This is a genomic window from Microbulbifer variabilis ATCC 700307 (assembly GCF_000380565.1).
GTDB classification, from domain to species: domain Bacteria; phylum Pseudomonadota; class Gammaproteobacteria; order Pseudomonadales; family Cellvibrionaceae; genus Microbulbifer; species Microbulbifer variabilis.
Genome location: NZ_AQYJ01000027.1, coordinates 265,753 through 278,568, shown reverse-complemented (window position 1 = coordinate 278,568; position 12,816 = coordinate 265,753). Strand labels below are relative to the sequence as shown.

14 protein-coding genes are annotated in these 12,816 nt (G+C 50.4%); 10 read left to right on the top strand and 4 right to left on the bottom strand.

The genetic code is table 11. The features are described from left to right. Positions 1-109 precede the first annotated feature (109 nt). Genes purE through G367_RS0114390 form a run of 6 tightly spaced genes read left to right on the top strand, consistent with a single transcriptional unit; the run spans position 110 to position 3,855 of the window. Positions 110-625: a 5-(carboxyamino)imidazole ribonucleotide mutase gene (purE, locus tag G367_RS0114415; RefSeq protein WP_020413850.1), complete on the top strand. Its 516-nt coding sequence runs from the start codon at positions 110-112 to the stop codon at positions 623-625. Between the two features lie 9 nt (positions 626-634). Beyond that, positions 635-1,201: an L-threonylcarbamoyladenylate synthase gene (locus tag G367_RS0114410; RefSeq protein ID WP_020413849.1), complete on the top strand. Its 567-nt coding sequence runs from the start codon at positions 635-637 to the stop codon at positions 1,199-1,201. A 28-nt stretch (positions 1,202-1,229) separates the two neighbouring features. Beyond that, a complete protein-coding gene (gene hemF / locus G367_RS0114405; protein WP_020413848.1) occupies positions 1,230-2,135 on the top strand; it encodes an oxygen-dependent coproporphyrinogen oxidase in 906 nt (301 codons plus the stop codon). A 30-nt stretch (positions 2,136-2,165) separates the two neighbouring features. After that, positions 2,166-2,615: a DUF6841 family protein gene (locus tag G367_RS0114400; RefSeq protein WP_020413847.1), complete on the top strand. Its 450-nt coding sequence runs from the start codon at positions 2,166-2,168 to the stop codon at positions 2,613-2,615. Then, positions 2,612-3,442 carry a shikimate dehydrogenase gene (gene aroE, locus G367_RS0114395; protein ID WP_020413846.1) on the top strand — a complete coding sequence of 277 codons (831 nt, stop codon included), beginning with the start codon at positions 2,612-2,614 and terminating at the stop codon, positions 3,440-3,442. Before G367_RS0114400 ends, aroE begins: the two co-directional genes overlap by 4 nt. An 11-nt stretch (positions 3,443-3,453) precedes the next feature. After that, positions 3,454-3,855: a hypothetical protein gene (locus G367_RS0114390; RefSeq protein WP_020413845.1), complete on the top strand. Its 402-nt coding sequence runs from the start codon at positions 3,454-3,456 to the stop codon at positions 3,853-3,855. A 33-nt stretch (positions 3,856-3,888) separates the two neighbouring features. Here the strand turns inward: G367_RS0114390 and G367_RS0114385 are convergent, their stop codons facing one another. The 3 genes from G367_RS0114385 to G367_RS0114375 all read right to left on the bottom strand — a co-directional run bounded on the left by G367_RS0114385 (position 3,889) and on the right by G367_RS0114375 (position 5,989). Beyond that, positions 3,889-4,407, bottom strand: a complete 519-nt coding sequence (locus G367_RS0114385) for a hypothetical protein (protein WP_020413844.1) — start codon at positions 4,405-4,407, stop codon at positions 3,889-3,891. 87 nt (positions 4,408-4,494) lie between these two features. Further along, the gene (locus G367_RS0114380; protein WP_020413843.1) at positions 4,495-5,409 is read right to left on the bottom strand and encodes a LysR family transcriptional regulator; all 915 of its coding nucleotides are present in this window, start codon (positions 5,407-5,409) and stop codon (positions 4,495-4,497) included. A 25-nt stretch (positions 5,410-5,434) separates the two neighbouring features. Beyond that, the gene (locus G367_RS0114375; protein ID WP_020413842.1) at positions 5,435-5,989 is read right to left on the bottom strand and encodes a gamma carbonic anhydrase family protein; all 555 of its coding nucleotides are present in this window, start codon (positions 5,987-5,989) and stop codon (positions 5,435-5,437) included. Between the two features lie 65 nt (positions 5,990-6,054). Here G367_RS0114375 and G367_RS0114370 point away from each other — a divergent pair, with 65 nt between their 5' ends. Genes G367_RS0114370 through G367_RS0114360 form a run of 3 tightly spaced genes read left to right on the top strand, consistent with a single transcriptional unit; the run spans position 6,055 to position 9,244 of the window. Further along, entirely contained in the window at positions 6,055-8,103 is a 2,049-nt protein-coding gene (locus G367_RS0114370; RefSeq protein WP_020413841.1) for a M3 family metallopeptidase, read from the top strand. Positions 8,104-8,138: 35 nt separating this feature from the next. Next, positions 8,139-8,417 carry a YheV family putative zinc ribbon protein gene (locus G367_RS0114365; RefSeq protein WP_020413840.1) on the top strand — a complete coding sequence of 93 codons (279 nt, stop codon included), beginning with the start codon at positions 8,139-8,141 and terminating at the stop codon, positions 8,415-8,417. Beyond that, positions 8,414-9,244, top strand: coding sequence for a hypothetical protein (locus tag G367_RS0114360; protein WP_020413839.1), 831 nt, complete (start codon positions 8,414-8,416; stop codon positions 9,242-9,244). Before G367_RS0114365 ends, G367_RS0114360 begins: the two co-directional genes overlap by 4 nt. Positions 9,245-9,397: 153 nt before the next feature. On the opposite strand, the gene G367_RS23940 is transcribed toward G367_RS0114360, so the two are convergent. Continuing rightward, the gene (locus G367_RS23940) at positions 9,398-10,786 is read right to left on the bottom strand and encodes an MATE family efflux transporter (protein WP_245556698.1); all 1,389 of its coding nucleotides are present in this window, start codon (positions 10,784-10,786) and stop codon (positions 9,398-9,400) included. 875 nt (positions 10,787-11,661) lie between these two features. Here G367_RS23940 and coxB point away from each other — a divergent pair. Further along, positions 11,662-12,807 (top strand): cytochrome c oxidase subunit II, encoded by a 1,146-nt coding sequence (gene coxB / locus G367_RS0114350; protein WP_020413837.1) that lies wholly within the window; start codon positions 11,662-11,664, stop codon positions 12,805-12,807. The last annotated feature ends 9 nt before the right edge of the window (positions 12,808-12,816 follow it).

The window sequence follows — 12,816 nt, the reverse complement described above, 5'->3', positions numbered from 1 at the left end:
TTCAAATATTAACCAGAAGGAGTTGTTGGTAGCGGCAACACCTTGTGCCCAACTGCACAATCGGCTAGATTGCCGCGCTTCCCCCGCTTCGACAGTAAAGAGAGTTGAAATGAGCAAGCCTTTTGTAGCAATCCTGATGGGTTCCGACTCCGATCTGCCAGTCATGGAAGCCGCCTTTGGTGTGTTGGAAAAGTTCGATATTCCTTTTGAGGTAAAAGTCACTTCCGCCCACCGCACCCCGGAAGCCACACATAATTACGTTACCGATGCCGACAAGCGCGGCTGTGCAGCCTTTATCTGTGCCGCGGGTATGGCTGCGCACTTGGCTGGTGCAGTGTCTGCCACCACCCTGAAGCCGGTGATAGGTGTGCCGATTAACGCTTCCCTGGATGGCCTGGATGCCCTGTTATCCACCGTACAAATGCCTGGTGGCATCCCGGTGGCAACTGTGGCGATTGGCAAGGCTGGTGCCAAGAACGCAGCCTATCTGGCTGCACAGATTATCGGTTCTTCTGATGCTGAAATGCACCAGAAGCTGGTAGATGAACGTCGTGCCAATGCCGAAGCGATTATTGCCAAGGATGAGCAGCTGCAAAAAGACCTGCAGCAGCGCAAAACCAAGTAATTCGTCGCTATGTTGTATTCACCGCTCGCTGTAAAGCAGGCCGCCCGAGCCCTGGCGGCGGGCGGTGTTATTGCCCACCCTACCGAATCTGTGTGGGGGCTCGCCTGTGACCCAAATAATTTACAGGCGGTTCGGCGTTTGTTGCAATTGAAGAACCGTCCACTGGAGAAGGGCCTGATCCTGGTTTCCGGAGAGGAGGCGAGTTTTAGCGAATTACTCGACCCCCTCAGTGATGAGCAGCGCCAGCAATTGCATGCAACCTGGCCTGGTCCGGTTACCTGGTTGGTTCCCCATTTGGGCCGCATCCCCTACTGGGTCTGTGGCGCCCATCCGTCAGTGGCCTTGCGTTGCACTGACCACTCATTCACCGCAGCGTTAACACGCGCTTTTGGCGGTGCTATTGTATCCACTTCTGCCAACCCGGCGGGATGTCAGCCCGCTCGCTATAAGTACCAGGTATTGCGATATTTCGGCGATGCGCTCGACTTTGTCGGTGGAGGCTCCACCGGCGGCCGCAATTCACCAAGTGAAATCCGCGATCTGCTCAGCGGAAAATTGATGCGCGCGGGTGGTTGATTTCTGATAAGCAAAAGCAGTGTTCCCCATGAATGATATAGATACCAAGGAAGTAAAAGCCTACCTGCTGAATCTGCAGGATCGCATCTGCGATGCCCTGGGCGCCGAGGATGGGCGGAAATTTCATGAGGATGCCTGGGAGAGACCTGGCGGTGGCGGCGGGAGAACCCGAGTGCTGGAAGAGGGCAACCTGATAGAGAAGGGCGGTGTGAATTTTTCCCACGTCTACGGCGATGGCCTGCCGCCCTCTGCTACAGCGAGCCGTCCTGAACTGGCCGGTTGTTCATTTGAGGCCATGGGTGTCTCCCTAGTAATTCACCCTCGTAACCCGTATGTGCCCACCAGCCATGCCAATGTACGTCTATTTGTCGCTAAAAAGCCCGGTGCCGAACCAATATGGTGGTTCGGAGGGGGATATGACCTTACCCCTTACTACGGTTTTGAAGAGGATGTTGTGCACTGGCACAGCACAGCCAAGCAGGCATGTGCCCCGTTTGGCGAGGATACCTACCCACGCTTCAAGCAATGGTGTGACAAGTATTTTTACCTGAAGCATCGCGATGAGGCTCGCGGAGTGGGTGGCCTGTTTTTTGACGATTTTAACGAGGGGGGATTCGACAATGCTTTTGCCTTTACCCGTGCCGTGGGCGACAGCTACTTGGATGCTTATCTGCCCATAGTGCAAAAGCGAAAAGACACTGATTTTGGCGAGCGCGAACGTGAATTTCAACTGTACCGTCGTGGCCGTTATGTGGAGTTCAATCTGGTGTTCGATCGCGGCACTTTGTTTGGTTTACAAAGCGGTGGGCGTACCGAGTCGATCCTGATGTCCCTGCCATCATTGGTCAGTTGGAAGTACGACTGGCACCCCGAGCCGGGCTCAGCAGAGGAAAAACTCTATACAGATTTTCTGCCACATCGGGACTGGCTATAGCCAGGGAATTTGTCACAACGGAGGTATGCCGTGCATCAATCGCGACTGGAAGGCATCAATTCACTGTTTCTTGACTACCGACGCCACTTTGAAACAGGGGATGCTGAGCAGATTGCCGACTTTTACCGTTTTCCCCTACATTACTACCATGAGGACGGCAGTAAATCGGCAATTGATCGCGAGGCTTTTGTAAAGCAAGTAAGCAAGCTACTAAACGCCTATCGTCGTTTAGAGGTTTGTCAGATCCTTGGCACAGTAACAGAGGTTATCGAGTTGAATGAATTCAGTAGCCTGGCCAGTGTGCGCTGGACATTGCTACACCCCAAGGGAGAAGAAAAAGCAGTTGAGCTTTACAGCTCCCAAACCCGCTATTTGCTCACCGAGACAGAATCGGGGCTTAAGATAGACGGTCTGATTATTGTCGATGAAAGCGCCAAAATTCGCGAAGCGGCAAGGGCGCGCAAGAGGTCACTTTCATGAGTGATCGCTATGGAGTTGTGGGCAATCCTATTGCCCATTCCCTCTCCCCAGAAATTCACATCGCTTTTGCCGAGCAAACCGGCCAGGATCTTACCTATAGCAAATTGCTTGCACCTCTGGATGGATTCGCCCATAGCGTGCGTACTTTCTTTGCCGAGGGTGGCCGTGGTTTGAATGTTACGGTGCCATTTAAACTGAAGGCATGCGAGTTAGCGGATGAACTCACCGAGCGCGCTGCCGCTGCCGGAGCAGTGAATACTCTGATACTTCGACGAGATGGGCGGCTACTGGGTGACAATACCGACGGTGCCGGCTTGGTGGCCGATATCCGTGACAACCTGGGATGGCCAATTCGTGACAAGCGAGTTCTGCTGCTGGGCGCTGGCGGTGCTGCGCGCGGAGCCCTTTTACCACTGCTGGCAGAGCAGCCGGCTCATTTGCATGTGGCTAATCGCACCGCAGACCGGGCTGAACAATTGGCAGATGAATTCTCCCATTATGGCGCCCTCAGCGGAGGTGGTTTGCAGGGGTTGTGTGGTAGTTTTGACCTGGTGATCAATGCCAGCTCCGCCAGCCTGGACAATGAGCTGCCGCCATTGCCGGATCACCTGTTCGCTCAGGGGGGCAAAGCCTACGACATGGTGTATGCCACCGGAGCCACTCCTTTTGTGCATTGGGCTCATGGTTTGGGTATCGAGGCTGCAGATGGGTTAGGTATGTTGGTGGGGCAGGCAGCGGAATCATTTTTCTTATGGCGTGGTGTACGCCCACTGGTGACCCCCGTGATGGCCAGGCTGCGCCGGGAATTGAATAACAACAATAATTAGAGGAACTGGCTGTGCGTGAGTTGGTACGCAAATTATCCGTGTGTTTTGCTGTTGGTTGTTTTGGCGGGCTTTGTTATGCGCTTGGCCTTTGGGCTATGGGGCAATACGGTTTTACTCAGTGGCTGGGAGTGGATCTGGCTCCTCGGCTAAGCAACGCCTATTTATACCAGCGTATTGTTTGGGGTGGCCTTTGTGGGCTGTTGTTCCTGTTACCCTGGCGAAATACCTGGCTTTTGCGTGGCGCACTGCTCTCATTGGTGCCAGCTGGCTTAATGTTGCTCTACCTGCTGCCCCAGCGCGGTTACGACTACGGCGCCTTTATGCTGGGGCAACTGACTCCGTTAGTTATAATCCTGGCTTGTGCCATTGGCGGTATAGCTGCTTCCGGCTTACTGCGACTCCAGGGCAAGTAAAAAAATTGCCGGCAGACATGGCCGGCAATGTATTCAGGCTTCGAATTCGATCTCGATAAGACTGCAACTTTGGGTGTGGCCCATGGCGCGTTTGATGGTTGGATAGACTGAAGCAGTTGCCACGCTCACGCCCAGCTCAATCCGCTGTTTCTTATCGAGCTGGACACCGATGCGCTCATCCAGCACCGGATCGATATTCTTGTAACTCGCCAGTGCGGTGGAGAAGTCATAAATATCTTTTAGCGCTTCAGGCAGGTTGCTGCCGCCCTGGATACAGGCTTTGACCACTGCCGGATCTATTTCCGCTTCCAGCGCCATACGCACATTGAGCTGCAGGCAGGCACCGCAGTCGGCCACCTGCATGGCTGCCAGCTTACTGACCCAGAATATATCCAGTGGCAGGAATTCCCTATGCATGGATAGCGGTTGGAAATTGGCGAACTTTTCATAACCCTGCGGAGAGCTTCGCAAAAACTCCCTGAGGTAGTCCATGTCGTAGCGGTATCTACGGGAGAAAGTGTCCATTTCCTCTAGACGCTGCTGTTCATTCATATCGTAGGCTCCTGGTTGCCGATACTAGAAAGTTGGGCTCAATAGGCCCTGCAGCTAAGTTTTATTGTTATTTCCGTTAGGAAGAAATTAGCTTCTATCGGTAATTTCGATAGGTGGGCTGTAGTAGTTGCCGTATAGGCGCCTAGCCTCGCGTGCGAACCAAAGTCCAGCCTGGCCCTGGGCTGTTCTGGCCGACCAGAGCAGGTCGACATCCAGGCTCCAGGCACTGAGCGCGCTGGTTAAGTTTAGCTCTACTAATTTTCCGCTCTTTAGGAAGGGGCGTGCCAGCTCATATGGAGCGTTTACCCAGCCGACGCCTTTACAAGCTAGATCCAGAGCTTGCAGTAGGGAGTCACAGATCCAGATTTGAGCCGAGAGTTGCCAGCGGTGCTGGCTGGTCACTGATGCGGTGATAATCTGCCGGTACTGGGCAGCCTCACTGAGGCTGGCACTACTCTCTTGCGCCAGGGCGTGATCAGGGCTGGCGAGACAGAGCACAGGCTGTCGACCGAGGGTACTGAAATCCAATGCATCAGGGTAATTTTCCCGAGCATTTACAAAGGCGAAGTCTACGGTACCTTGGGCCACACTGCCCACAGCATGCTCGCCGTCGGCGCTGCTCAACTGCAATGTAGTGTGGGGAAAATGCTTACTGAATGTCGCCAGCATGTCGTTGAGGCGGTCAGGCATAACCAGCTCTTCAAACTGGACTCGCAACAGTGGCTCCTCTCCGCATTGGTAGGAGTCCGCAGCCTGCTGGAAACGATGCAGCTGTCCCAGGGCCTGACGGGCCAGAGGCAGCAGGGCCTGGGCTGCTGCAGTGGGCTGGGGATACTTTCCACTGCGATCGAACAGAACTAGCCCCAGGTCGAGTTCCAGGTTTTGAATGGAGCTACTCACTGAAGACTGTGCGCGGCCCATTCCCCTGGCGACAGCAGAAAAGGATTTCTCTTCGCACGCGCGCACGAAAGTGTGCAGTTGATCGGTATTGAGGTTGAGCATGGGCACTCTTTAAATCAGTGAGTGTTTAGTACTGTTCCTGCAACAGGTACTGTTCTTTGAGCTTCACATAGTTCTCAGCAGAATAACGGAAGAAAGCCCTTTCTTTTTCCGATAGAGGGCGAGCTTTCTTGCAAGGGGCACCTACATAGAGGTAGCCACTTTCCAGGGTTTTGCCCGGTGGCACCAAGGCTCCTGCAGCTAGTACCACTTCATCCTCAATCGTTGCACCATCCAACACAATGGCACCGATACCGATGAGCACTCGATTGCCAATGGTGCAGCCGTGCAGGCAGGCCTTATGTCCGATAGTGACATCTTCGCCAATCGTCAGGGGCCAGCCGTCAGTATTGAAAGGGCCGGCATGAGTGATATGTAATACAGCCCCATCCTGTACACTGGTCCGCGCACCTATTTGAATACGGTGCATATCGCCGCGTACCACGGCCATTGGCCATACGGAGCAATCATCCCCGAGAGTGACATCGCCGATCACAGCCGACTGTGGATCGATATAAACACCATTACCGATTTGCGGGACTTTCTCGCCGGCAGAGTCGTTGTGGCTGCGCAGTGGGGACATAAAGAAGCTCCTGTACAATGAATCCTCTATCATAGCTGTATCCTATTTCGAGCACAGGGTCCTGTATGTCCAATCCATTACTGAATATCCCGCTACTTCCGGCATTTGACCAATTGCAGCCGACACAGGTCGAGCCGGCAATCTCCGAGCTGATCGCCCATTGTCAGCAACAGTTACAGCAGGGCTTGGATAATCCGGGCTGGGAAAATACGCTGGTACCCCTAGAGCAGGCCCAGGACGAACTGAACCGCGCCTTCTCTCCGGTGAGCCACCTAAACAGTGTATTGAGTGGTGAGTGGCGATCGCCCTATGAAGCTGCACTAGCGCAAGTGACTGCTTATTGGACCGAACTGGGTCAAAATCGTGAGCTGTATGAGGTTTACCAAGAGCTGGCTGCCGCTCAGGGATTCGATAGTTGGCAACAAGCTCGTAAAAAGTCGGTGGAATTGGGCCTGCGGGATTTCGAGCTCAGTGGTGTTGGGTTACAGGGGGGTGCCCGTGAACAATTCGCAGCCAACAGTCGCCGTTTGGCAGAGCTTTCCAGCCAGTTTGCCAATAACGTGCTGGATGCCACAAATGCCTGGACCTGGCACACTGAAGATGAAGCAGAGTTAGCGGGCTTGCCGCAGACTGCGTTAGCGGCTGCAAGCAGCGCCGCGCAGGGCAAAGGTAAAAACGGTTGGTTGGTCACACTGGAGGGCCCCTGCTATCTGGCAGTAATGACCCATGCGGATAATCGCGAATTACGTCGTCAGGTGCACTTGGCTTTTGTCAGTAGGGCTTCTGAAGTTGGTCCGAATGCTGGTGAATTTGATAATTCCGAGGTGATGGAATCCATTTTGGCTCTGCGTGCGGACCAGGCTCGACTATTGGGTTTGGACAATTATTCCCAGCTATCCCTGGCCAGCAAAATGGCGCCAAATACTGAGCGTGTACTGGAATTTCTTAACGACTTGGCAAAGCGGGCAAGGCCGGCTGCTGAGCAGGAGATGAAGGAACTCAGTGAATTCGCCAAAATAGAATTCGAATTGGATGAATTACAACCCTGGGATATTGCCTGGGTAGCGGAGAAGCTTAAGCAAAAACGCTATGCCATCAGCCAGGAAGAACTACGCCCCTATTTCCCCTACGCAAAAGTCGTCGATGGATTGTTTGCGGTCGTTGAGAAGCTTTTTGGAATTACTGTCGAGGAGGATACCTCAGTTGCTACCTGGCATGACGATGTGCAATTTTTCTGGCTACTGAGGGGCGGTGAACGTATTGCCGGCTTCTACCTGGACGCGTTCGCCAGGGAGAAAAAGCGTGGCGGCGCCTGGATGGATACCGTGGCAACCCGTCGCCAGACTGAGCAAGGAATACAGTTGCCCATTGCATATCTCGTTTGTAATTTCAGTCCAGCTGCTGGTGATATGCCTTCTCTATTAACACATTACGAGGTGACCACGCTGTTCCATGAGTTTGGTCATGGTTTGCACCACATGCTCACGAAAATTGATGTGGCAGCTGTTTCCGGGATTAATGGTGTTGCCTGGGATGCTGTTGAGATGCCCAGCCAATTCCTGGAGAACTGGTGTTGGCAACCACAGGCGATAACCATGCTCTCTGCACATTTTGAAACCAGTGATCCTCTGCCGAAGGAACTGCTGGATAAGATGCTTGCGGCAAAGAACTTCCAGTCCGCCATGTTTACTGTGCGTCAGCTGGAATTTGCATTATTTGACTTCCGCTTGCATTGCTGTGAAGAGGAATTGTCCGCCGAGAAGATCCAGCATCTGCTTACTGAGGTACGCTCTGAAGTTGCCGTGGTGCCTGTGTCGGCACAAAATCGTTTCCAGCATGCATTTAGCCATATTTTTGCCGGCGGCTATGCGGCAGGGTATTACAGTTATAAGTGGGCGGAGGTGCTGTCTGCTGATGCTTTTTCCCTGTTTGAGGAGAAAGGCATTTTTGATGAAACTACTGGCAAGCGATTCTTGCATAGCATTCTAGAGCAGGGAGGTAGTCGTGATGCACTTGAACTGTTTACTGAGTTCCGTGGTCGAGAACCCCAGATTGATGCACTGTTGCGCCACTCTGGTATCGAGCAGCAAGAACTGAACATCAGCCCGGCTTGAGAAGCCTCCATATCATGAAAGATTGAGCAGTAGTCATGATCAGTACAGAAAAGCCTGATGGGAAAAAGAAATCGCAGAAAAAACGTTTCATTGCAGGTGCAGTCTGTCCGCGCTGCAGTGAAATGGATCGGATTGTAAATTACCAGGAGGAGGGTAAAAATTATCGGGAATGTGTTTCCTGTGGGTTTAAGGATGAAATCCGCTTGCAATCTGCGCCAACGGAATTGCTAACAAGAGTCAGTTCCACACAAAGGAAAGAAGTACGTGAGGAACCTGTCAAACTTATTCAGCCGCCCCAAAAAAATAAAAAGTGAAAAAGATATATTTGTTATTGACCCTGTTGGTGGTCGTTTTTGTAGTAGGTTTGTACGGCCTTGATCGTTACCGTGAGATCAAGAGGCATCAGCAAGAGCAGACAGCTCACTTGCTGGCCAGCTGTGTTAACCAGGGAATTCTGAGCTTATTTCGCTTGCAGGCAAATGACTGGAAAAAAAACCCGAATTTCTATCGTGAGCAGCAGCAAGTACTGAATGCAGATATTGAAGCATTGCCAAAAAAAATTTTGGACGGAAAACCGTTTGAATCCTGGCGGTATGCTGTGGAGATCTGTGAGAAATTGACCAGGAATACCAATCTGCAACATATCACTATTTTTCGGCCTCTCGGCGAACTGGCTTCCGCAGAAATGTCAGATGCCAGAACTTTCAAGAGAAAGGAATCGCTGCGTAAGCGTAAAAAGATCATCGGAGGGCTTAAGGAATCCGCCCGTGCTGCAGACAGATACCTGAGAGATCTGCAGAGTGATATTAATATTAAGCTGCAGGCCTACCGGTTCTCAGATCAAGAGAAGGAGAACATCTGGAACCGAATTAATTCTGAAGTGCTCGATTATTATCAGAAGGGTAGTTTCTCCCTTAAAAGAGCAGAGATCTATCTTGAGCGGGTTTCTAGTTTCTATCGGCTGATGGCTGAAAATACCAGAGGGTATACTGTGCGAAATGGTAGCCTGTATTTTTACGACTCCAAACTCAGGTCAGAGGTAGAAGGACTGAATCGTGCGATGCTACAGGGGGAGGGTGAGTTTTTTGCGAACTATACCCAGATAGTTGCCCGGAAGCAGATACCGGTAGCTGTCCACTAAAAAAATGGTGAGCGGGTTTTAATGCATTATTATGCCCGCTCAGTATTTACCATCCTGAAATTATAGTTTTTATAGTTTTCATTTCTCTGCATTGATTCGTTCACTCACTCTGTACTAATTTCTTTTTGAGGATAACCGGAATGAATATTCCGCTTATTCTGAATAGTTTGTTGTATCGGTGTATTTATTTTGTTGGCATGCTCCTTTTTGTATCCAGGAGTCGGTTACAGTGTAGTATCGATAATAAACTATGAGCCCCACAGAACGTGCACCAATCCACAAAAATAAGCTGAACCATATGCCATGGTTGCCCCAACTCTGGGTTAACCACCAACTAGGGAAGAAAACTACAATAGTGGCAATAAACATTGTATCGCGCATTTTTCGACTTCTACCGGCACCAATAAAAACTCCATCGAGTTGATAACTCCATACCGCTATTAGCGGTAAGGCACAAAGCCACCAGTACACGTGGTTGGCCTGTTCTATAACAGTACCGATATCAGTAAACAGAGAGAGAATAACTGGCTGTCCCACAACCAGAAGTATGGTAAGGCCTATAGCGCTGCCGAGAGCCCAGATTCCAGCACTGTGAACGGTTGCCTGGAAGAGCTTGCTTGATTTTTTAGCAATGGACTCTCCTACCAGCGCCTCAGTGGCATGTGCAAAGCCATCAAGGGCATAAGAAGTAATCATCAAAAGCTGGAGCAGAATTGCGTTGGCAGCCAAAACAGAGTCGCCTTGAGACGCCCCCTGGGCCGTGAAAAAAGTCAGTGTCAAAAGTAAAAGACATGTTCTAATAAATAGGTCTGTATTAATGTGGAGTAATTCGATCCAGGGCTTTGGATTTGCCCAGGGAAGAAGCTGACGCTTACATAACTGGTTAACGATGTCAGACCAGATATCGCCATCTATCCGGCGAAGTAAATAAAAACCGAGTACAAAGGCAAATAGATCAGCGCTTACGGTAGCAACTGCGGCACCCTTTGCGCCAAGGCCAAGGCCGAGTATCAGTAGAAAATCCAGGCCAATATTAAGAATATTGGCGGCGAGTAATATATATAAAGGAGCGCGGCTATCCTGCCTGCCAATAAAAAATCCGAGTATGGCAAAGTTGGCTAGCGCGATAGGGGCGCTTATCAGGCGTATTTGTAAGTAAGATAATGCATGAGGGCCAGCTTCAACACTGGCATTCATCCAACCGACTATGTGGCTTAGTAAGGGAAAGGCAATTATTTGAAGTAAAACTCCGAGGCAGAGAGCCAGTAGCAGTGCGCGTAATAACCAATCAACTCCTCCCTTATCACTTCGGGCTACTAGGCCGGTAGTGCCCATGCGAAGAAAACCGAAGGCCCAAAGTAGCATGGACATGACGCTCGCACCTACAGCCACTCCAGATAGATACTCTGGCGAGGGTAGGTGTCCCAGAATTGCGGTATCCACAGCCCCCAATAAAGGGACAGAGATATTGCTCAGAATCATGGGCCAAGCAAGGTTCCATACCCTTCGCAGTGGTTGTTTGTCGAGTTGTGAATGCTGCATAGGAAAAGCCACAGAAAATATATTTTTGCCGGCTAGGCATAAGTATCGGACTGAGGTGTACTAACTCAGTTGAAGTAAGTCGATTGCATAGTGCAGTTAACAGACTTTCGGCATGATTTGTTAGAGCTTGAAATAATCACACGGCATAAATGAAGAGATTGGTACCAGTTTTACCTGTGGTGCCAATGCCAACCCGTCGGCTAGATGGCGGATTGATGATATCGCGGATTATCCTGGCGTAAAAATCGTTTGTTGCTAAGCTGTCGATTATGCCATATTTGCATGGTAAATCTTGGCCGAAAAAATATTGAAATATTTATCTTTGATTTAAACAGAGGTTGATTGAATTTTGCTTAATGAACCTCGGTATATGGGACTTTAAAATAGTAGTCATATTTATCCAAAAAAATCGTCTTGTTACAAAGTATCTGTAAATAAGCTCATATTTAGTAAGAGCATCTCAAAATAGTGATGAAATTTATTTGTAATTCCCTAACAGGTTGGAGCACACGAGCATAATTTTTCGCTATAAGCGTCGATTGACTTTTCGGTAGCAATATGTTCCCGTTGTACCTGCAGTAGTTGCGACAAATAAGAAACACAGGTTGTTGGTTGTACCTTCCGGACGACGACATCTGAAGTAAAAAAATCTTTTACTAAGAATAACAAGTTGCACTGACGGCAGTAATGCGGAGTTATCTCTCCGCGCAGTGTATGTAGTCTTGTGTTACTACAGTATGTCCACAATTTTTGTGTGGAATTAACCCTGTATCGCCATATGGTACTGGGAGATTTCAGTTATCCGTGAAGGCCAGCGGCCAAAATAAAATTTCGGGTTTCCCTGTGAAGCCCGCAACCACGGAGATCTGTAGGCGATGTTGAGAGGCTTCGATCGGCTGTTCGCCTTGCTGGCTGCTTCGCTGACCGCCCACTCTACAGTGGCGGAAGAGCAAGCTGTTGAGCGCTGGGGGGTCAATATGCCCAAAGGGGTAACGGAAGTTGCCCAAACCACCTATGAACTGCACATGCTCATTTTTTGGATTTGTGTGGCCATAGGTGTCCTGGTTTTTGGCGTCATGTTCTATAGCATGTGGCGGCATAGAAAGAGTAAAGGGCACCAGGCTGCACAATTCCATGAGAGCACCGCAGTCGAGTTGGTGTGGACAATTATTCCCACCGTTATCCTGATCCTGATGGCAATCCCTGCCACAAAAACGCTGTACGATATCTACGACACAGATAAGGCTGATCTGGATATCATGATTACCGGGTATCAGTGGAAGTGGAAGTACGAATACCTGGGCTCTGATGTTTCCTTCTTCTCTAACCTCTCCACGCCCCGGGCACAGATTAATAATCAACAGCCCAAAGGGCCCAACTACTTGCTGGAAGTGGATGAACCCTTAGTTGTTCCTATTAAGAAAAAAATTCGCTTCCTGATTACAGCCAATGATGTAATCCATGCCTGGTGGGTACCAGATCTCGCTGTTAAAAAAGATGCAATACCGGGTTTTATAAACGAATCCTGGACACGCATTGAGGAGCCTGGAATTTACCGCGGTCAGTGCGCAGAACTTTGTGGCAAAGACCACGGGTTCATGCCAATTGTTATCAAGGCGGTCCCAGAAGAAGAATATACTGCCTGGTTGGGTGGCCGGGCTGAATCCGCTGCGAAGATACGCAAATTGACTGAGAAAAATTTTACCTTTGATGAGCTTTTCGCCCAGGGGGAAAAAGTTTACAACCGTGCTTGTGCTGCCTGCCATCAAGCAAATGGCAAAGGTGTACCCGGGGTTTTCCCGGCTATAGCTGGATCGAAAATAGCCACCGGGCCACTGGATACTCACCTGGATATCGTCATTGATGGCTCCCAGGTAAACCCTGCCATGCAGGCATTTGGAGAGCAATTGTCTGAAGTAGATCTCGCTGCGGTAATTACCTACCAACGCAATGCCTTCGGCAACGAAATGGGCGACACAGTTCAGCCTATTGATATCCTCAATTTCAAGAATAAGCAGTAAATGCCCGGA